Origin of the sequence: Janthinobacterium sp. BJB301 (genome assembly GCF_002735685.1) — a bacterium.
In the GTDB taxonomy this organism is placed as follows: Bacteria; Pseudomonadota; Gammaproteobacteria; order Burkholderiales; family Burkholderiaceae_D; genus Janthinobacterium; species Janthinobacterium lividum.
Genome location: NZ_PDZJ01000001.1, coordinates 81,247 through 98,847, shown reverse-complemented (window position 1 = coordinate 98,847; position 17,601 = coordinate 81,247). Strand labels below are relative to the sequence as shown.

19 protein-coding genes are annotated in these 17,601 nt (G+C 62.9%); 10 read left to right on the top strand and 9 right to left on the bottom strand.

The annotated features are described in order from the left end of the window. Positions 1 to 80: 80 nt before the first annotated feature. Both moaA and CSQ91_RS00465 read right to left on the bottom strand, forming a co-directional pair. Positions 81 to 1,151: a GTP 3',8-cyclase MoaA gene (moaA, locus tag CSQ91_RS00470; protein ID WP_257217314.1), complete on the bottom strand. Its 1,071-nt coding sequence runs from the start codon at positions 1,149 to 1,151 to the stop codon at positions 81 to 83. 115 nt (positions 1,152 to 1,266) lie between these two features. Continuing rightward, positions 1,267 to 1,542, bottom strand: coding sequence for a helix-turn-helix domain-containing protein (locus tag CSQ91_RS00465; protein ID WP_099388509.1), 276 nt, complete (start codon positions 1,540 to 1,542; stop codon positions 1,267 to 1,269). 165 nt (positions 1,543 to 1,707) lie between these two features. On the opposite strand from CSQ91_RS00465, the gene CSQ91_RS00460 reads away from it, so the two are divergent. The 7 genes from CSQ91_RS00460 to CSQ91_RS00430 all read left to right on the top strand — a co-directional run bounded on the left by CSQ91_RS00460 (position 1,708) and on the right by CSQ91_RS00430 (position 10,909). Continuing rightward, positions 1,708 to 4,020, top strand: coding sequence for an FdhF/YdeP family oxidoreductase (locus tag CSQ91_RS00460; protein WP_099387089.1), 2,313 nt, complete (start codon positions 1,708 to 1,710; stop codon positions 4,018 to 4,020). A 13-nt stretch (positions 4,021 to 4,033) separates the two neighbouring features. Further along, positions 4,034 to 5,413 carry a cytochrome ubiquinol oxidase subunit I gene (locus CSQ91_RS00455; RefSeq protein WP_099387088.1) on the top strand — a complete coding sequence of 460 codons (1,380 nt, stop codon included), beginning with the start codon at positions 4,034 to 4,036 and terminating at the stop codon, positions 5,411 to 5,413. Between the two features lie 30 nt (positions 5,414 to 5,443). Continuing rightward, the gene (locus tag CSQ91_RS00450; protein ID WP_034786652.1) at positions 5,444 to 6,424 is read left to right on the top strand and encodes a cytochrome d ubiquinol oxidase subunit II; all 981 of its coding nucleotides are present in this window, start codon (positions 5,444 to 5,446) and stop codon (positions 6,422 to 6,424) included. A gap of 27 nt (positions 6,425 to 6,451) precedes the next feature. Beyond that, positions 6,452 to 7,372, top strand: coding sequence for a bestrophin family protein (locus CSQ91_RS00445; protein WP_099387087.1), 921 nt, complete (start codon positions 6,452 to 6,454; stop codon positions 7,370 to 7,372). 15 nt (positions 7,373 to 7,387) lie between these two features. Continuing rightward, on the top strand, positions 7,388 to 8,239 hold the full coding sequence (fdhD, locus tag CSQ91_RS00440; RefSeq protein WP_373630397.1) for a formate dehydrogenase accessory sulfurtransferase FdhD: 852 nt from the start codon (positions 7,388 to 7,390) through the stop codon (positions 8,237 to 8,239). A 155-nt stretch (positions 8,240 to 8,394) separates the two neighbouring features. Beyond that, on the top strand, positions 8,395 to 9,894 hold the full coding sequence (locus CSQ91_RS00435; RefSeq protein WP_218963708.1) for a metal-dependent hydrolase family protein: 1,500 nt from the start codon (positions 8,395 to 8,397) through the stop codon (positions 9,892 to 9,894). A gap of 46 nt (positions 9,895 to 9,940) precedes the next feature. After that, positions 9,941 to 10,909, top strand: coding sequence for a ribonuclease Z (locus CSQ91_RS00430; protein WP_099387086.1), 969 nt, complete (start codon positions 9,941 to 9,943; stop codon positions 10,907 to 10,909). 124 nt (positions 10,910 to 11,033) lie between these two features. On the opposite strand, the gene CSQ91_RS00425 is transcribed toward CSQ91_RS00430, so the two are convergent. After that, positions 11,034 to 11,690 carry a tetratricopeptide repeat protein gene (locus CSQ91_RS00425; RefSeq protein WP_099387085.1) on the bottom strand — a complete coding sequence of 219 codons (657 nt, stop codon included), beginning with the start codon at positions 11,688 to 11,690 and terminating at the stop codon, positions 11,034 to 11,036. Positions 11,691 to 11,854: 164 nt separating this feature from the next. Between CSQ91_RS00425 and CSQ91_RS00420 the strand changes: the two genes are divergently transcribed. Beyond that, positions 11,855 to 12,514, top strand: coding sequence for an XAC2610-related protein (locus tag CSQ91_RS00420; protein ID WP_143450909.1), 660 nt, complete (start codon positions 11,855 to 11,857; stop codon positions 12,512 to 12,514). Positions 12,515 to 12,563: 49 nt separating this feature from the next. Then, positions 12,564 to 13,034: a GNAT family N-acetyltransferase gene (locus CSQ91_RS00415; RefSeq protein WP_099387083.1), complete on the top strand. Its 471-nt coding sequence runs from the start codon at positions 12,564 to 12,566 to the stop codon at positions 13,032 to 13,034. Here the strand turns inward: CSQ91_RS00415 and CSQ91_RS00410 are convergent. Next, positions 13,031 to 13,639 carry a TetR/AcrR family transcriptional regulator gene (locus CSQ91_RS00410; protein WP_306508422.1) on the bottom strand — a complete coding sequence of 203 codons (609 nt, stop codon included), beginning with the start codon at positions 13,637 to 13,639 and terminating at the stop codon, positions 13,031 to 13,033. The two genes, CSQ91_RS00415 and CSQ91_RS00410, sit on opposite strands and share 4 nt — an antisense overlap. Positions 13,640 to 13,884: 245 nt before the next feature. Between CSQ91_RS00410 and CSQ91_RS00405 the strand changes: the two genes are divergently transcribed. Continuing rightward, positions 13,885 to 15,030 (top strand): MFS transporter, encoded by a 1,146-nt coding sequence (locus tag CSQ91_RS00405; protein WP_218963731.1) that lies wholly within the window; start codon positions 13,885 to 13,887, stop codon positions 15,028 to 15,030. Positions 15,031 to 15,040: 10 nt separating this feature from the next. On the opposite strand, the gene CSQ91_RS00400 is transcribed toward CSQ91_RS00405, so the two are convergent. From CSQ91_RS00400 to CSQ91_RS00380, 5 genes are all read right to left on the bottom strand, one after another. Beyond that, positions 15,041 to 15,535: a prolyl-tRNA synthetase associated domain-containing protein gene (locus CSQ91_RS00400; RefSeq protein WP_099387081.1), complete on the bottom strand. Its 495-nt coding sequence runs from the start codon at positions 15,533 to 15,535 to the stop codon at positions 15,041 to 15,043. Between the two features lie 63 nt (positions 15,536 to 15,598). Continuing rightward, entirely contained in the window at positions 15,599 to 15,808 is a 210-nt protein-coding gene (locus CSQ91_RS00395; RefSeq protein ID WP_092612368.1) for a DUF3079 domain-containing protein, read from the bottom strand. Positions 15,809 to 15,944: 136 nt separating this feature from the next. Beyond that, positions 15,945 to 16,403 (bottom strand): hypothetical protein, encoded by a 459-nt coding sequence (locus tag CSQ91_RS00390; RefSeq protein ID WP_099387080.1) that lies wholly within the window; start codon positions 16,401 to 16,403, stop codon positions 15,945 to 15,947. A gap of 29 nt (positions 16,404 to 16,432) precedes the next feature. Continuing rightward, a complete protein-coding gene (locus CSQ91_RS00385) occupies positions 16,433 to 16,840 on the bottom strand; it encodes a GNAT family N-acetyltransferase (protein ID WP_099387079.1) in 408 nt (135 codons plus the stop codon). 152 nt (positions 16,841 to 16,992) lie between these two features. Next, positions 16,993 to 17,454, bottom strand: coding sequence for a GNAT family N-acetyltransferase (locus CSQ91_RS00380; RefSeq protein ID WP_099387078.1), 462 nt, complete (start codon positions 17,452 to 17,454; stop codon positions 16,993 to 16,995). Positions 17,455 to 17,601 lie beyond the last annotated feature (147 nt).

Below are 17,601 nucleotides of genomic sequence, written 5' to 3'. Positions count from 1 at the left end.
CACTGTACCTTCGTACAGTTGCGCTTCTTAGCCACAACTTACTTCCGCTCGCTACGGTTTTACTAGGCGTTGTAAACCAGTTATCCGCCCACCAGCGACATGCGCACGGTGGGATACTGCTTGCGCCCGCCAACCTGGGCCAGCGCGCCGCGCACTTCCGAGTAGCGGTCGCCACGGCGCTGCCAGTGCTGGCGCAACAGGCTTTCCAGACCTTGCGCGGAATCAAGCCGGGGCCGCAGGTCAAGGCCGTCGTGGGCAAACAGGCAGGTAAACAGTTTGCCGTCCGACGACACGCGCACGCGGCTGCAGTCGCCGCAGAACGGCTGCGACACGCTGGAAATGAAGCCCACTTCGCCGCCGCCATCGAGATAACGGTAGCGGCTGGCCGTTTCGTGCAGGACAGGCTTGCCTTCGCCCAGCGGCACGAGGGGGAATGCGGCGGCGATCAGCGCGCGCGCCGCCTCGGACGTGACGACATGCGTGCGCGACCAGGCGCCGATGCCGCCCACGTCCATGAATTCGATCAGGCGCAGGATCACGCCCGTGTGGCGGAAATGGCGCGCCAGCGGGACGATCTGGCTATCGTTGACACCTTTCTGCACCACCATGTTGACCTTCACTGGGTTCAAGCCCACGGCTTGCGCTACCTCGATACCGTGCAGCACTTTCTCGACAGGAAAATCGACGCCATTCATGCGCTGGAAAATACCGTTGTCAAGACTGTCGAGGCTGACGGTGACCCGCTCCAGGCCCGCATCCTTCAGCGAACGCGCCTTGGCCGCCAGCAAGCTACCATTCGTCGTCAGCGCGATGCTCACGGCGCGCCCGTCCGGCGTGGTGAGACGCGCCAGCATTTCGATCAGCCGTTCGAGGTTCTTGCGCAGCAGCGGCTCGCCGCCCGTGATGCGGATTTTATCGACGCCGAGGCGCACGAAGGCGCGCGCCATGGTTTCGATCTGCGCGAAGGACAGGCGCTCGCTGGAGGGAAGAAACGGGTAATCGCTGGGATACAGCTCGGCCGGCATGCAATAGGTGCAGCGGAAATTGCACTGGTCGATGACGGAAATGCGCAAGTCCGTCAGGGGGCGGCCCAGCATGTCCACGCATGGCTCACTATAGTCTGGCTGCCAGAGCGCTGGCTGCGGATACATGATGGTATTCATTGTGCTTCCCCCTTGATGTGCATTCGTCTGTGTCCAGCATAGGACGAATGGAAGCAGGCAAAGAGGTACAGTCCGGCGCCAGCCGATAGAGTACAGACGCGATCTATTCCGCTGGCGGTGCAGTAAAGACGCTGGCGCACAGTTCCGCGCCCGCCGCGCTGAGCAGTGCGCTGCCGCCGCCGCTCTCCGCCGTGGCGACCACCACCAGTCCCGCGCTGGACAGCGCATTGAGCTGGCGCAGCAAAGTGCTCATCTGTACCCCCGCCCGCTTGGCCAGCTTGGCCAGCGACCATGGTCTCACCGGCGCCTCCTGGCGCGCTTGCCACAGCAGCGCCAGCAGCGCGATCAGCGCCGCATCGATTCCTTCTTCCTTTTGCATATCTTTCTCCTTGTCCACATCATAAATCACGGCCGGCGCCGGCGCGACCGGCATCGTCATCTTGCCATCTGTACTCTGTTTTTTTGTCCGGAACTGTGCGCCTACGGGGCAGTCCGCCGCCCCTACCATGTGATTGTCCCATCGCATATCACCAGGAGAGTCATCATGAGCAAGCCAAAGTCCGACGCGCGCATCGCGCCCTACACCCATGCCGCGGCCGGTTGGGGTGCCCTCAAGTATGTGGCCATCAATCTGTTCAAGGAAAAAGTCAGCGCAGGCAATTACCGCTCCCTGTTCGAGCAAAACCAACCCGACGGTTTCGACTGTCCCGGCTGCGCCTGGCCCGACCGCGAACACGCGTCGACGTTTGAGTTCTGCGAAAACGGCGTGAAGGCCGTGGCCGCGGAATCGACGAGCAAGCGCGTGCGCCCGGAGTTTTTCCAGGAACACACTGTCACCGAACTGATGGAGCAATCGGACTATGATCTGGAACAACATGGCCGCTTGACGGACCCCATGGTGTACGACGCGGCCAGCGACAAATACCAGGCCATTTCCTGGGACGACGCCTTCGCCCTCGTGGCGCACCACCTGCACGCGCTGGACGACCCGAACCAGGCCGCCTTCTACACGTCGGGCCGCGCCAGCAACGAAGCGGCCTTCCTGTATCAACTGTTCGTGCGCGCCTACGGCACCAATAACTTCCCCGATTGCTCCAACCTGTGCCACGAAGCCACGAGCCGCGGCTTGCCGGAAACGGTCGGCATCGGCAAGGGCACGGTGCTGCTCGACGACTTCGAGCACGCGGACACCCTGTTGCTGTTCGGCCAGAATCCAGCCACCAACCACCCGCGCATGCTGGGCGAATTGCGCGAAGCGTCGCGCCGCGGCGCCACCATCGTTTCCATCAATCCGCTGCACGAACGGGGCCTGGAGCGCTTCACCAGCCCGCAGCATCCGCTGGAAATGCTGACGGGCGGCAGCACGAACATCTGTTCGCTGTTCATCTGCCCGACATTGGGCGGCGACTTCGCGCTGATCAAGGCCATGGCCAAGCGCGTCGTCGAACTCGATGACGAGGCCATCGCCCACGGCCAGGAACGCGTGCTCGACTGCGATTTCATCGCCGAACACACGACGGGCTTCGACGCTTTCGCGGCCGACCTGCGCGCGGAAAGCTGGGACTTGCTGCTGTCCGAATCGGGCGTGGCGCGCGACAAGATCGAGGAGCTCACGCAGATCTATGTGAAGGGCAAGGCCGTCATCGCCACCTGGGGCATGGGCGTGACCCAGCACAAGAATTCGCTGGCCACCGTGCAAATCCTGTCGAACTTGATGATGATGCGCGGCAATATCGGCAAACGGGGCGCGGGACTGTGCCCCGTGCGCGGCCACTCGAACGTGCAGGGCGACCGCACCATGGGCATCGAGGAACAGCCGACCAAGGAATTCCTCGACCGCCTGGGCCTGGTCTTCAACTTCGAGCCGCCGCGCCACCACGGCTACGACGCCGTCGGCACCATCGCCGCGATGCTGGAGAAAAAGGTCAAAGTGTTTGTCGCGCTCGGCGGCAATTTCTCGATGGCCACGCCGGACACGCCGCGCACGTGGGACGCGCTGCGCTCGTGCGACCTGACCGTGCATATCGCCACCAAGCTCAACCGCAGCCATCTGGTGCACGGCAAGGATGCGCTGATCCTGCCCACCCTGGGACGCACGGAAATCGACGTGCAGGCGGGCGTGGCGCAAGGCGTGACGGTGGAGGATTCCATGAGCATGGTGCACATCTCGTTCGGCATGAACCAGCCCGCCTCGCCCAACCTGCGCTCGGAAATCGCCATCGTGGCCGGCATGGCGCAAGCGACCCTGGGCAGCGAAAAGATCGACTGGCTGCGCTATGCCGGCAACTATGCGCTGCTGCGCGATTCCATCGAGCAAGTGTTCGACGACTTTTTCGACTACAACTTGCGCGTGGCCAAGCCGGGCGGCTTCCATCTGGAAATTGCCTCGCGCGAACGCGTGTGGAAGACGCAAAGCGGCAAGGCGCAATTCCTCGTCAACGCCATCGAACTCGATACGCCGATCCACCGTGCACGCCAGCAATATGGCGAGCGCCTGATGGTGCTGATGACCACGCGTTCGCACGACCAGTACAACACGACGATCTACGCCATGGACGACCGCTACCGTGGCGTGTTCGGCCAGCGCCGGGTCGTCTTCATCAACAAGGACGACCTGGCCATGCTGGGCTTTGCGGCCGGCGACTGGGTCGACCTGATCGGCGTGTGGGATGACGGCATAGCCCGCCGCGCCGACCGTTTCCTGCTGGTCGAGTACGACATTCCGCGCGGCTGCATCGGTGCCTACTACCCGGAAACCAATCCGCTGGTGCCGCTCGACAGCGTGGGCGAAGGCTCGCGCACACCGACCTTCAAATCCATCCCCGTGCTGCTGTCGCCTTCGGCCGCAGTCAGCTGAACAGGAGAACGCCATGTTCGGTTTCGATACCCTGGACCTGTCGCGCGCGCAATTTGCGATGACGGCCATCTTCCACATCCTGTGGCCCATATTGACGATCAGCCTGTCGCTGTTCCTGTTTGTTGTCGAGGCGCTGTGGCTGCGCACCAGCGACCCCGTCTACTACCGCCACGCGCGCTTCTGGAGCAAGCTGCTGGTACTGAACTTTGCCGTCGGCGTCGTCAGCGGGATTCCTCTGGAATTCCAGTTCGGCACCAACTGGGCGCCGTTTTCGCACCATTCCGGCCAGTTCATCGGCAACATCCTCGGCTTCGAGGGCGCCATGGCCTTCATGCTGGAAGCGGGCTTCATCGGCATCATGATGTTCGGCTGGGGCCGCGTACCGAAGGGCGTGCACCTGTTTGCCACCGGCATGGTGGCGCTCGGGTCCAGCATTTCCTCGTTCTGGATCATGGTCGCCAATTCCTGGATGCAGACGCCGGCCGGCGTGCGCGTGGTCGACGGCAAGATCATCGTCACCGATTACGTGGCTGCCATCTTCAATCCCGACATGGCCTGGGCCGTGGGCCACATGTGGGTGGCCGCCGTGGAAACGGGCTTGTTCGTCATCGCCGGCATTTCCGCCTGGTATATGTTCAAGCGCTGCGAACCAGCCTTCTTCGCCCGCTCGTTCAAGCTGGCGCTGATGTTGCTGCTGGTCATCGCACCCTTGCAAGTCTGGCTCGGCGATTCGAGCGGCGTCGACGTCTTCAAGACCCAGCCAGCCAAGGGCGCGGCCATCGAAGGCCACTGGCACACGAACCGCGATGGCGAAGGGGCGGCCTGGTCCCTGCTGGCCTGGCCCAACCAGGCGGAGCAAAAGAATGACTGGTCCATCGAAGTGCCCGGCATGCTCAGCGTGATTGCCACGCATAGCACCACGGGCAAGATCACGGGCCTGACCGACATCGCCCGCGCAGACCAGCCGCCCATGCTGCCGTTGCTGTACTACGCCTTCCGCGCCATGGCCGGCATCGGCATGTGGTTCGTGCTGCTGTCGTTCTGGACCTTCGTTGCCTGGCGCAAGGTGGGCGGGCGCGTGGAAGAGTTCGTGCGCAAGCGCACACTGCTGCTGGCCTGGGTGCTGACAATACCGCTGCCGTATATCGCCGTCGAGTGCGGCTGGATCGTGCGCGAAGTGGGACGCCAGCCGTGGGTCGTGTATGGCTTGCTGCGTACGCGCGACGCCGTCTCCGACGTGGCAGCCCACGCCGTGGCCGGCAGCATGCTGATGTTCTTCGTGTTTTACATCGTGCTGTTCGTCACCTTCTTTGTGTTTGCCAAGAAATGGCTGCAGCAAGGCCCGGACGTGGCGCTGCCGCTGCCGGACGCCGCCCATGCCGCGGGGTATTGAAATGCGCCGCTATCTGACGAGGAGTGTGTAATGGATATGAATTCGCATGCCATGCTGGGCAATGCCTGGTTCGGCCTGATCGGCCTGATGCTGATCTTTTACGTGGTCACGGACGGCTTCGATCTGGGCGTGGGCATCCTCAGCCTGTTCACCCGCCGCGAGCAGGAACGCAACCTGATCTTTCAATCGATCGCCCATGTGTGGGACGCCAACGAAACCTGGTTGGTAGTGGTGGGCGGCGCCCTGTTCGGCGCCTTTCCCAGCGCCTATGCCACCTTGCTGGAGCAGTTGTACATTCCCATCATGCTGCTGATCGCCAGTCTGATCATGCGCGGCGCGTCGATCGAGTTCCGCCATGCGGCCGGCAACAAGCGCCTGTGGGATGTGATCTTCGGCGTGGGCAGCCTGCTGGCCGCCGTGGCGCAAGGCGTGGTGCTGGGCGAGGTCATCACGGGCTTGCAGCCGGGCTGGCTGAGCGGTATTTTCACGGCCTGCACGGCGCTGGGCGTGGTGGCCGGTTATTGCCTCTTGGGCAGCACTTACCTGATCAAGAAGACGGGCGGCCAGCTGGAAGCGGCGGCGCGCCGCTATGCCACGGCCAGCGTGCTGGCGACTGTCGCGGCCGCCATCGTGCTGTCGGCCGGCACCATGGTCTTCAGCGCCATCGGCCACGACCGCTGGGCGCAGCCGGGCGTGTTCGGCGTGCTGCTGGCCCTGGCCGCCATCGCCGCCAGCGCCTTCATCTACATCCTGTGGGCCGTGCATGTAAACGGCGTGCGCGGACCGTTCCGCGGTGCCATCGTGCTGTTCCTGGCCTCGTTCGCGGGCCTGGCCATCAGCTTTTTCCCCGACCTCGTGCCGGGCAAGCTGAGCATCGCGGCGGCCGCATCCGATGAGCCGACCTTGATCTTCATGCTGATCGGCATGGGTTCCATGCTGCCGATCATGATCGGCTACAACCTGTTCCAATACTACGTCTTCGAGGGCAAAGTCGTGCCCCGGAAACATTAACCGGCATCACGGCATGCGCATTCCATCATGATTATCCGCCCCACCACCAACTGGTTTCGCATGCTGTTCGTCTGGGATGGCTCGGTGCTGCAAGCCATCATCCCGCAATTGCTGCTGATGCTGGTCGTCAGTTCGCTGGCCCTGCTGACGGATGGCCGTATCTTCGGCGTCAAGATTCCGCTCGATACGGCGCCGTTTCCCATGGTCGGCATCAGCCTGGCGATCTTTCTCGGCTTTCGCAATAACGCCAGCTATGCGCGCTTTGTCGAGGCGCGGCATATCTGGGGGCAATTGCTGATCGCCGCGCGGGCCCTGGCTTCGCAAGCGATCACGTATCTGCCACGGGAGACGAGCGGCCTGGACCATGAGTTGCTGATGAACCGGCTGATCGCCTTCGTCTACGCGCTCAAGCACCAGTTGCGCCAGACGGACCCGCAGGAAGACCTGGCGCGCTACCTGCCGGCCGAAGAAGTGCAGCGCTTGCAGGGCATCGCCTTCAAGCCCGTCGCCGTGCTGCACACGGTGCGGGCCATGCTGCACGACGCCGTGCAGCGCCAGCCGGGCCAGGCGCAGCTGCTGTGGATGCTCGACACCCAGCTCAACGACCTGGCCGCCACCGTGGCCGGTTGCGAGCGCATCAAGAACACGCCGATACCGTATCCGTACGGCGTGCTGGTGCACCGCACCGTCTACATGTACTGTTTTTTATTGCCGCTGGGCCTGGTGGACGCCATCGGCGTGGCCACGCCCCTCATTTCCGTCTTTGTCGCCTACACCCTGTTTGCGCTGGAAGCCATCGCGCAGCAGATCGCCGAACCGTTCGGCCTGGCGCCCAACTGCCTGGCCCTGAACGCCATGACGCGGGAAACGGAACGCTCGCTGCTGGAATTGCATGGCGACCCGCTGCCGCCCTCGATACGGCCCTGCCCGCGCTATCAGATCGATTAACCGGAGGAAAAAATCATGGAATGCGATATCGACATCACCACCATCGAACGCGACGGTTACCTGGACGTTCCCATGGTGCGCCACCAGGGGGACGTGGCCACGGCGGGCCGCGACATGGTGGCCGAGGAGTATCCGGTAGCTCTCGTCTACAACGGCATCGCCCACGCGGTGATGATGGCCACGCCGCGCGACCTGGAGGAATTCGCCGTCGGCTTTACCTTGACCGAAGGCATCGTCGGCAGCGTGCGCGACATCTACGACCTCGATGTGTGTTGCGGCGAGGATAGCGCGGAAGTGCGGCTGACCATCGCGCAGCCGGATTTGATCAAGCTCAAGGCCCGCCGCCGCGCGCTGACCGGGCGCACCGGTTGCGGCGTGTGTGGCATCGAAAGCCTGGCCCTGCTGGACCTGGTGCCGGAAAAGATCACGCGCCCCCTGCCGCCGCTGGTCGCCAGCAGCGCCATCCTCGGCCGCGCCGCGCGCGAACTGCTGCCCTACCAAGAGCTGATGCACAAGACGGGCGGCGTGCACGCGGCCGCCTGGTGCACGGCCGAAGGCGCCATCGTGAAAGTGTTCGAGGATGTGGGCCGGCATAACGGCCTGGACAAGCTGATCGGCTACCTGGCCCTGCACCGCATCGCCATGCACGACGGCTTCGTCTTCCTGTCCAGCCGCGCCAGCTATGAACTGGTGCGCAAGTCGGCGCGCATGCATATCGGGCTCGTCGCCACCATCTCGGCGCCCACCTCGCTGGCCATCCGCATCGCGCGCCAGGCCGGCATGCAGCTGGCCAGCTTTTGCCGCCGCGACGGCTTTGTCGACTACACGGCCGACGACGGGGAAGATAGCGGCCAGCATGCACCTTAGCATGTACCTTTAACGGCAGATGCTACATTCTTTGCTGTAAAGCAAGTGCACGCTTGACTTGCCGACGCTGCGGGCTTTCAATGGGAATAGTTTCCTATTGTTAACTTTGCCTGCGGCCACTCTCCTGGCGCGGCAGCGATGAAAGGATGGCGTCGATGGCCCAGGCACAAGAGCAGCATCTGATCGATACGTGGCAAACGGGCGGCTTGAAGCCGCGCGCCTGCGACTGCGGCGGCACCGTCTTCACCATCCTGCACCAGCGGGTGATGGCCGACATGCGGCGCCGGCAATTTCTCGGCGGCGCGGCCGCCATGCTGGCACCCTTCGTCGGCCTCGGCCTGTCCACCGGCAACGCCATCGCCCAGCAGCCGCAAACGCCCCAGCGCCCCCTGCTGTTGACCAATCTGCGCCTGTTCGACGGCACGGGCAAGGCGCCCCGCTCCGGCATCCACGTGCTGGTGACGGGCCCGACCATTACAGCCCTGCTGCCGGCCGGCGAAAAGGTGGACGGCGCGCAAGTGATCGATTGCCAGGGCAAGCTGGTGATGCCGGGCCTGATCGACGCCCACTGGCACACCATGCTCGCCGCCATCAACCAGGTGACGGCCATGACGTCCGACGTTGGCTATCTTTACCTGGTGGCGGCGCAGGAAGCGCAGCGCACCCTGCTGCGGGGCTTTACATCCGTGCGCGATCCAGGCGGTCCCGCCTTTGCATTGAAACGCGCCATCGATGAAGGCATCGTCGACGGCCCCCGCATATTTCCTTCGGGCGCCATGATTTCGCAAACCTCGGGCCATGGCGACTTCCGTTTGCGCTCGGACATCCCGCGCGCTGCCAATGCACCGCTGGGCATGGTGGAAACGGCAGGCATGGCCATGATCGCCGATGGCGAGGCGGAAGTGCTGCGCCGCGTGCGCGAACAATTGATGCTGGGCGCGACGCAAATCAAGATGATGGCTGGCGGCGGCGTCGCTTCGATGTATGACCCGCTCGACAGCACGCAATATTCGGAACGCGAACTGCGCGCCGGCGTGGAAGCGGCCGCCGACTGGGGCACGTATGTGATGACCCACGTCTACACGCCGAAAGGCATACAGCGGGCCATCCGCGCAGGCGTGCGCAGCATCGAGCATGGCCAGCTGGCCGACGACGAATCCGTGCGCATGATGCGCGACACGGGCACATGGTGGAGCCTGCAGCCTTTTCTGCAAGACGCGGATGCGAATGTCTACCCCGATGCGGCGCGCAAGGCCAGCCAGGCCATTGTCTCGGAGGGCACGGTGAAGGCGTATGCGCTGGCGCAAAAGTACGGCATCAGGACGGGCTGGGGCACGGATATCCTGTTCAACGCGAAAAACACGCCCACGCAGGGCCGCCAGCTGGCCAAGCTCACGCGCCTTTACGATTCATTGACCTTGCTGGCGCAGGCGACGGGGCAAAATGGCGAACTGCTGGCCCTGTCCGGCCAGCGCTCGCCCTACCCGGGCACTTTGGGCCGCCTGGCCGCGGGCGCGCTGGCCGACTTGCTGGTGGCCGATGGCGACCCTGCGAAAAACCTCGATTTCCTCGCCCGGCCGGAAGAAAGCCTGCTGCTGATCATGAAGAACGGCCGCATCTACAAGGACAAATTGAGCGCGCCATTGGCAGGCTGAAGGCGGGTGCGTTGGCAACAGCGGTGGCTTGCCGCATAATGCGCCCATGTTCAAACTGACTTTTCTCGGCACGTCTTCCGGCGTGCCCACGCGCCACCGCAACGTCACGTCGCTGGCCCTGCAAACCACGCACAACCGCGACTGGTGGATGATCGATTGCGGCGAAGCCACGCAGCACCGGCTGCAGCGCCTGCCCCTGTCCGTGCACGACCTGGTGGGCATTTGCATCACCCACGTACATGGCGACCACAGCTACGGGCTGCCGGGCTTGCTGGCCAGCGCCTCGATGACGGGGCGCAAGAAGCCCCTGCTGCTGATCGCCCCGGCCGCCATCAAGGCCTGGATCGACGCGACACTGCTGCACACGGAACTGTTCCTGACGTATCCGCTGATCCACATCGACGTGGACAGCGCGCCAGTGGTGTACGAGGAAGCGGGCTTGACCGTTTCGCGCCATGCACTGTCGCACCGCGCACCGAGCGTCGGTTATCGTTTCGCGCTGGAAACGAGCAGGTGGAAGCTGGACAAGGCGGCCCTGCAGGCAGCGGGCGTGGCGCCTGGCCCCGCCTGGGGACTCTTGCAAGCTGGCCAGGATGCGCTGCTCGACGATGGCACGGTATTGAACGCCTCCGCTTTCCGCCAAGTGGAAACGCAGCGCGCCACGGTGGTGATCGGCGGCGACAACGACACGCCGGCCTTGCTGGCGGAGGCTTGCACGGGCGCGCAATTGCTCGTGCATGAAGCCACCTACACGGAAGCCATGCTGCAGAAAGTGGGGCCCGGCCCCACGCACAGTTCCGTGCAGCGCGTGGCGCAGTTTGCCGAAGCGGTGCGCCTGCCGAACCTGATCCTCACCCACTTCAGCGCCCGCTATCACAATGCGGACGGCATGGCCGAGCTGGAAGCGGAAGCCCGGCTGCATTATTCGGGTGAACTGTTCCTGGCGCGCGATTTCGACAGCTATGAACTCGACGCGGCGGGCGTGCTGAGCAAACTACCTGGGAAATCCCAATAACAACGCCTAACAAAACCGTAGCGAGCGGAAGTAAGTTGTGGTTGAGAAGCGCAACTGTACGAAGGTACAGTGAGCATCACAGACCGCAAATTACGACGCGCAGTAGGTTTTGTTAGGTGTTACTTTAGTGGGGATTGACGCCATATTGCGCCGCATACTCGGCAGCCAGCCCGCGCGCCGCCTGCTGCTGTGACGGAGTGAGGATTTCCAGCAACTGGTCGCGGTTCTTGATCGATTGCACGCTGCCTGCCTCGGCCGGCATGGCGATCCACGCATACGCCTGCACGTAGTCGAGCTCCACGCCCTGCCCTTGCGCGTACAGCAAGCCATATTCATTCTGCGCCGACAGGGAACCGGCTTCGGCCGCCTGCTTGTACCAGAACGCCGCTTCGGCAAAGTCTTGCGGTACGCCATCGCCCTTGCGGTAAGCCTGCGCCAGGTTGAATTGCGACTGGCCATCGCCCGCCTCGGCCGCCTGGCGGCCATACGCGAGCGATTGCGCCATGTCTTGCGCGACGCCATCGCCGCTCGCATACATCAGGGCCAGATTGGCCAGCGATGGCGGAAAACCCGCCTGCGCGGCCGCCGTAAACAATTCCACCGCTTTCGGCAAGTCTTGCGTCACGCCATGGCCCTGGTAATACAGGCTGGCCAATAAATGCTGGCCGGCCGGATCGCCGGTGCGCGCGGCCGCATCGAATTGCTTGAATGCCTCGGCGTAATTGCCGTCGTTATAAGCGAGGATGCCCGCTTCATTCAAAGACTCAGGAGAGGATGTCATAAGAATTCCTTGTTCGGGGATTTTCGGGCATTGTACACAGCACCGTTACGCGCAGAATGCACGATAGGGAATGGTGTGGCGCACTGCCCAAATCCTGCAGTATGATCACTCTCCGCCTGATGCAATCGGGGCATTTGCCCCAACGCCCGTCCACGAATATCGCCATGAAATTGATTGCTCTGCTTTTATCCCTGATTTCCACCTCGGTTTATGCTGGCACCTTGCACCTGGAGAAAGCCGCGACAGGCAAAGTGCGGCAAGCGGCCGATATCCGTTATGCGAATCACGATGAAAAACAGACGTATCAGCTGAAAATCGGGAAGCAGTGGCTCAATGGCCGTTGCAGCAGCAGCGGCACGGGCAATTTGCACGCGCTGCTGCTGGACATGAATTTCGACGGCCATGCCGACCTGTGGGTCACCGGCTATACGGATAGCCAGGGGCGCATCCGCTGTTCCGATGTATGGCTATGGGATGCTCCGGCGAAGCAATATAGTTTCAACAAGCCATTATCAGCCATTCCAAATCTGGATATCGGCATGAACGATCAAAGAATCGAAGGCGGCATCGCCAATTGCGGCTGCGCGGCGCAATGCTTTTATGAAGACAGCTATGCGTGGCGGGCCAGCAAATTAATCGCCACCGCGCGGCGCGAACAGGATTGCGAGCGTTATCGGGAATATCGCTTGAATGACAAAAACGACTTGATCATCGTCAAGGATGAAATCATCGATAGCAGCAACCCCGGCCAACAGGCCATCGACAATACCAAAGTAGTTGACTGGCAGCGCCACGCGCAAATCATGCGCAAACCCTGGGAATGATATTTATCCTGCCCTGCCCGCCATTCATCCCACACCATCGAGCAAATACATGACGACACACCCAACATCGATTACTTTCCACCCCGCCAAGGCGGAAGACACCCCCGCCTTCATCGACTTGCGCGGCAAGACGCGGCAAAATGCCATTCCCGCGGAACGCCTGGCGGAAGTGGGCATCACGGCCGACTCCTGGGCCGAAATGATGCGCTCGGGCAGCCTGCCTGGCCAGGTCTGCCATCACGACGGCCAGCTGGTCGGCTACTGCTTTGGCGAGCGCGACACGGGCGAAATCATCGTCCTGGCCCTGCTGCCGGAATTCGAAGGCTTAGGTATCGGCAAGACCTTGCTGGAATTGGTGATGACGGAACTGCGCGCGCAAGGCCACCAACGGCTGTTCCTCGGCTGCTCCAACGACCCCGCCTCGCGCTCCTACGGTTTTTACCGCTACCTGGGCTGGACCGCGACGGGCGAGACGGACAAGTATGGCGACGATGTGCTGGAGTTCCGCTTTACGGCCTAGGCTGCCAAGCGGTTGGCATCCCACACGCGCATGATTTGCGTGATGGCAGAGTCAAACACGGCGTAGCCTACGCCATCGCGGGCCTGGATAGCCACGCCCGACAGAAAGCTGTCGAAGACGGACGCCAGCGCCACGGCATCCATATCACCAGGCAGGTCGCCGCTGGCCATGCCCCGCTCGACGCAGCGCACGAAGCCGGCGCGCGTGCGGGCGCGCGATTGCGTGAGGGGCGCGGCCACGGCCGCGTGTTCGGCCGTCGGCGCGCTCATGCAGCCGAGCGCCACCATGCAGCCGGGCGGATGTCCCGGCTCGGACTGCATGCTGGCCGACTGGCGCAAGGCCAGCTCGATGGCCGCGCGCGGCGCCAGGCTATCATCCCACAGGCACTCCGTCACGCGGGCAAACGTGTCCAGATAGCATTGTGCCGCTTCGCGGAACAGCGCTTCCTTCGAACCGAACGCCGCATAAAAACTGGGCGCGGAAATGCCGCCGCCCAGGCTCGCCTTGAGCTGGCTCAAGGACGTCGATTCATACCCCTGCTGCCAGAATAAAAACATGGCCTGCTCGACCGCTGCCTGCCGGTCGAACGTGCGCGGCCGTCCCATTTGCGCCATCCTTCGCTCCTCCTCATTTACTTACATACTACTCGATACAGAAGTCATTGACAACGCGGCACGTCATCACCTATATTTATACCGATCGATACATATGTACCGCAACGACGGTCAGGGGCGCTCCTGCGCCTGATCTATTTACAAGGATGTTTGCCGTGAATCTCGCCACTATCACCACCGGAGCCAGCCCCGCGCTGGCCGACCGCCTCCCCGTCGCCGGCCTGCTGGCCCTTGCCATGACGGGTTTTATCTGCATCGTCACGGAAACCTTGCCCGCCGGCTTGCTGCCGCAGATCAGCTCTGGACTCGGCATCAGCGCCGCGCTGGCCGGACAAATGGTCACGGCCTATGCCCTCGGCTCCCTGCTGGCAGCCATTCCGCTCACCATCGCCACGCGCGGCTGGCGCCGCCGCAACGTGCTGTTGCTGACCATCATCGGCTTTCTCGTGTTCAATACCGTCACGGCCCTGTCGTCGCACTACTGGCTGACCCTGGCGGCCCGCTTCTTTGCCGGCATGGCGGCCGGACTGGCGTGGAGCTTGCTGGCCGGCTATGCGCGGCGCATGGTGGCGCCACACCAGCAAGGCCGCGCCCTGGCGCTGGCCATGGTGGGCGCACCCGTCGCCCTGTCCCTGGGCGTGCCGCTGGGCACATTGCTCGGTTCGCTCGTCGGCTGGCGCGCCGCGTTCTGGATCATTTCCGCACTGACATTGATCCTCATCGCCTGGGTGCTGGCCAAGGTGCCGGACTACCCGGGCCAGTCCGTCCATGAGCGCCTGCCCTTGCGCCGCGTCTTCACGACGCCGGGCGTGCGCCCCGTGCTGGCCGTCGTCATCGCCTGGATGTTGGCACACAATATTCTCTACACCTACATCGCCCCATTCGTGGCGCCGGCCGGATTGACGGAGCGGGTCGACCTGGTGCTGCTCGTCTTCGGCGCCGCCGCCATGGCTGGCATCTGGATCACGGGCAAGCTGGTCGAGCGCCACTTGCGCGCCACCGTGCTGGCCAGCCTGGCCGTGTTCGCCGCGACGTCCCTCGTGCTGGGCGTCGCATCGCACATTCCCGCTGTCATCTACCTGGGCATGGCTGTCTGGGGCTTGTCCTTTGGCGGCGCGGCAACGCTGTTGCAGACGGCGCTGGCCGACACGGCAGGCAGTGGCGCCGACGTGGCCTTGTCGATGAACGTCGTGGCGTGGAATGGCGCGATTGCGGCCGCGGGCGTGGTGGGCGGCACCCTTCTGGAAACGTGGGGCGCGGACGCCTTCCCGTGGGCCATGGTCAGCTTGCTGGTACTGGCGCTCCTCGTCGCCTGGTCGGCCCGCGCGCACGGCTTCCGGCCAGGACGGCGCAGCGGCGGCGCGTCCGTGGCCGGGCATTGATACAACGCGTTTAATCAGCTGCCGGCACGCTCAGAATGCGGGGTACGTGTCCAGTATGGGCGAGGAAATCGACCAGGGTGGCATGCGACAGCGCCACCGTGGCCGTATTGCGCAAGGGATGGGCTTGCACAGAACCGGCTTCCCATACGGCCTGGTCCAGCACCAGTTCCACCGCCTGCGCGCTGTCGTGGATCAGCGCAAACAGGCTGACGGAGCCAGGCGTGATGCCCAGATGCTGGAGCAAGCGTTCAGGCGAAGCCATGCTCAGCTTACTGGCCGGCAACAGCCGCCCCAGCGCCGCCAGGTCGATGCGCTTGTCGAAAGGCACGATGACGAGAAAATGCCGCCGGCCCTTTTCATCGCGTACGAACAGATTCTTCACCATCAGGCCGGGCATGGCTGGCACGTGGATCAGCGCCTCGGCTATGGTGTGGACGGCCGGGTGTTCGGCCAGGGTGTAATCGCCGGCGCTGCTTGCCAGCCAGCGGGACAGGGTTTCTTGCATGGAGACTCCTCAGCTCGGACGCGATGAAGAGATTGTAGCGGCGCGCCGCGTGCTGCGCTGCCGTCAGGGCGGGTTCTCGTCCTTGTCGGCCTTGTCGACCTTGTCGGCCGCCGCCAGCCCCCAGTCATTCCAGCCTTCGCCAAACAGCTCGATCGGATGCTGCGTGCGCTCGGAACCATTGCCGCAGCGCATGGCGTCCGGCGGACAATACTTGTCGCAGCCCCAGCAGATGCGTTCGGGGTTCTTGGGGTTCAAGGGAAAAGGCTTGGCCATGGTGTGGGCGCCGGGGTCGGTTGGGTCTTGTTGATGACTCTAGACCTGGCGCGGTGGGCGGTCAAACCAATTTCAGCTAAAAACTTGTCCAATATCAAGCTTATGCAGATAGTGGAGCATCTGCATGGCGCGGCCCCTACTCTGTATCTTTTCTGACGGAGATGGCCACTTCCAGCACGATACGCGCCACATTGACACCGCCGTCGGCGGCTGGCTGTGCCTTGAGCTCATCGAGCGCGTAGACCATCGTCACCATGGCGCCAGGCACGAACAGCTTGATGTCCTGTTTGTCGTTCATGTAGATGCTCTCGTCCACTGCCGAGCCATCCGCCTGGCGCAAGGTAACGCTGTTGACTTGATCGCCACGGCGGCTGTCCTGCCCCGCGAAATACGTTCGTTCGATGATGCCCGTCAAGGTTTGCGTCGGGAGGCGCTTGGCCTCGATGCTTTTCCACCATGCTTCGGAAGCGAACAGGCCATGGCTGCCTTTCAGGCCCATGTAGGGCCTGGTACTGTCGAGGGTGAGGGCCTGGGTTTTGGCGACGCGGCTGGGGTCTTTTGCCAGGGCTTCGGCGAGGGTATAGACGGGTTTCATCAGGTGCGGGAATTGTTAAAAACGGTCGCTCAATGTTTGCGCCGGATGACGTAGGCATTGCCGGCAAGCTCAAAACCGAGCGTCGGATAATAGGACATCGCATCCGGCGCGGAGAGCAGTATCAACGACACTTCCTCGCCGATGATGGCCTGGGTGCGCTTGACAAGTTCCTTGCCGATTCCCAGGCCTTGGTAATCCTTGTTGACTGCCAGATCCGACAGATAGCAGCAATAGGCATAGTCGGTCAACGACCGGGCCAATCCTACCAGCTCGCCATCCACCCAAGCCGACAGCAAGAGGCAAGGCGCGGCGAACATGCGCGCGATTCTCGGGAGATTGTCGGTGGGGCGCTTGATTCCGGACTGATCGAAAACACGGACGACATCGACCGGATCAAGGGGAAAATTGTGACGATATTCTACGGTGATGTTGTTCATAGTTTCAAAGGTGGAGGTAAGCGCGCTTGGGCGTGCCGTACCCATGATATGGCCGCAGCCTGTTTCGACAAGTATCGCTCATGTCGGCGTATTCATAGTATGGCAGTTGCGGGAGATGAGGGCTGTTTCCGTCCCCGCCACGCACCAGTAACTCAATCAATTGCCCGGAACTTTAAAAAACATTGTCCTTCATACTCTACTTCGCAATCCAATGCGAAGCCGATTCTTGCAAGCCCCCTGACGCGAGTGCGGCTGGGCGGCAGCAGGATACTGACCGGGCCAATACCCAGTTCCAGCCGGAGGTGCATGAACCGGCGAACCAGCGCAGGACCATGTCCCCAGAACGCGGGGAGCAATACCAGTGCCAGGTCAGCTTCGCGCCCTTCCTTCTGAAAACCGCCCCAGCCGGCAAACGCGCCATCACTCCGGATAGCCCACGGCCCATAGCCATTTGTTTGCCACTGCGCGTCCTTGCCTCTCGCCCATTCCATCACAGCGTGCTCATCCCAGCTTTCGGTGGCGAGCGGCATGTGGCGGATGACGTCCGGGTGATTCAACAGAACGAGCCATTCTTCATTGGCAATATCGGAGAGCGGGTGAAAAGTAAAAGCCATGTGCGTCTTGTCAGTTTAATGAGAACCCGATGAACCTCTCATCGTGCCACGAAAACTACACACTCACCAGTGGAGAACAAAAACGCTGGAGCCGGGATTGTTGACTGTAGACGGGGCAGTTCCATCCTTCCTGCATTCGCAACGGTG

Excerpts from the sequence above, each read along its gene's own strand:
- moaA (WP_257217314.1), bottom strand. The coding sequence starts at position 1,151 with ATGTATCCGCAGCCAGCGCTCTGGCAGCCAGACTATAGTGAGCCATGC.
- CSQ91_RS00465 (WP_099388509.1), bottom strand. The coding sequence starts at position 1,542 with ATGCAAAAGGAAGAAGGAATCGATGCGGCGCTGATCGCGCTGCTGGCG.
- CSQ91_RS00460 (WP_099387089.1), top strand. The coding sequence starts at position 1,708 with ATGAGCAAGCCAAAGTCCGACGCGCGCATCGCGCCCTACACCCATGCC.
- CSQ91_RS00455 (WP_099387088.1), top strand. The coding sequence starts at position 4,034 with ATGTTCGGTTTCGATACCCTGGACCTGTCGCGCGCGCAATTTGCGATG.
- CSQ91_RS00450 (WP_034786652.1), top strand. The coding sequence starts at position 5,444 with ATGGATATGAATTCGCATGCCATGCTGGGCAATGCCTGGTTCGGCCTG.
- CSQ91_RS00445 (WP_099387087.1), top strand. The coding sequence starts at position 6,452 with ATGATTATCCGCCCCACCACCAACTGGTTTCGCATGCTGTTCGTCTGG.
- fdhD (WP_373630397.1), top strand. The coding sequence starts at position 7,388 with ATGGAATGCGATATCGACATCACCACCATCGAACGCGACGGTTACCTG.
- CSQ91_RS00435 (WP_218963708.1), top strand. The coding sequence starts at position 8,395 with ATGGCCCAGGCACAAGAGCAGCATCTGATCGATACGTGGCAAACGGGC.
- CSQ91_RS00430 (WP_099387086.1), top strand. The coding sequence starts at position 9,941 with ATGTTCAAACTGACTTTTCTCGGCACGTCTTCCGGCGTGCCCACGCGC.
- CSQ91_RS00425 (WP_099387085.1), bottom strand. The coding sequence starts at position 11,690 with ATGACATCCTCTCCTGAGTCTTTGAATGAAGCGGGCATCCTCGCTTAT.
- CSQ91_RS00420 (WP_143450909.1), top strand. The coding sequence starts at position 11,855 with ATGAAATTGATTGCTCTGCTTTTATCCCTGATTTCCACCTCGGTTTAT.
- CSQ91_RS00415 (WP_099387083.1), top strand. The coding sequence starts at position 12,564 with ATGACGACACACCCAACATCGATTACTTTCCACCCCGCCAAGGCGGAA.
- CSQ91_RS00410 (WP_306508422.1), bottom strand. The coding sequence starts at position 13,639 with ATGGGACGGCCGCGCACGTTCGACCGGCAGGCAGCGGTCGAGCAGGCC.
- CSQ91_RS00405 (WP_218963731.1), top strand. The coding sequence starts at position 13,885 with ATGACGGGTTTTATCTGCATCGTCACGGAAACCTTGCCCGCCGGCTTG.
- CSQ91_RS00400 (WP_099387081.1), bottom strand. The coding sequence starts at position 15,535 with ATGCAAGAAACCCTGTCCCGCTGGCTGGCAAGCAGCGCCGGCGATTAC.
- CSQ91_RS00395 (WP_092612368.1), bottom strand. The coding sequence starts at position 15,808 with ATGGCCAAGCCTTTTCCCTTGAACCCCAAGAACCCCGAACGCATCTGC.
- CSQ91_RS00390 (WP_099387080.1), bottom strand. The coding sequence starts at position 16,403 with ATGAAACCCGTCTATACCCTCGCCGAAGCCCTGGCAAAAGACCCCAGC.
- CSQ91_RS00385 (WP_099387079.1), bottom strand. The coding sequence starts at position 16,840 with ATGAACAACATCACCGTAGAATATCGTCACAATTTTCCCCTTGATCCG.
- CSQ91_RS00380 (WP_099387078.1), bottom strand. The coding sequence starts at position 17,454 with ATGGCTTTTACTTTTCACCCGCTCTCCGATATTGCCAATGAAGAATGG.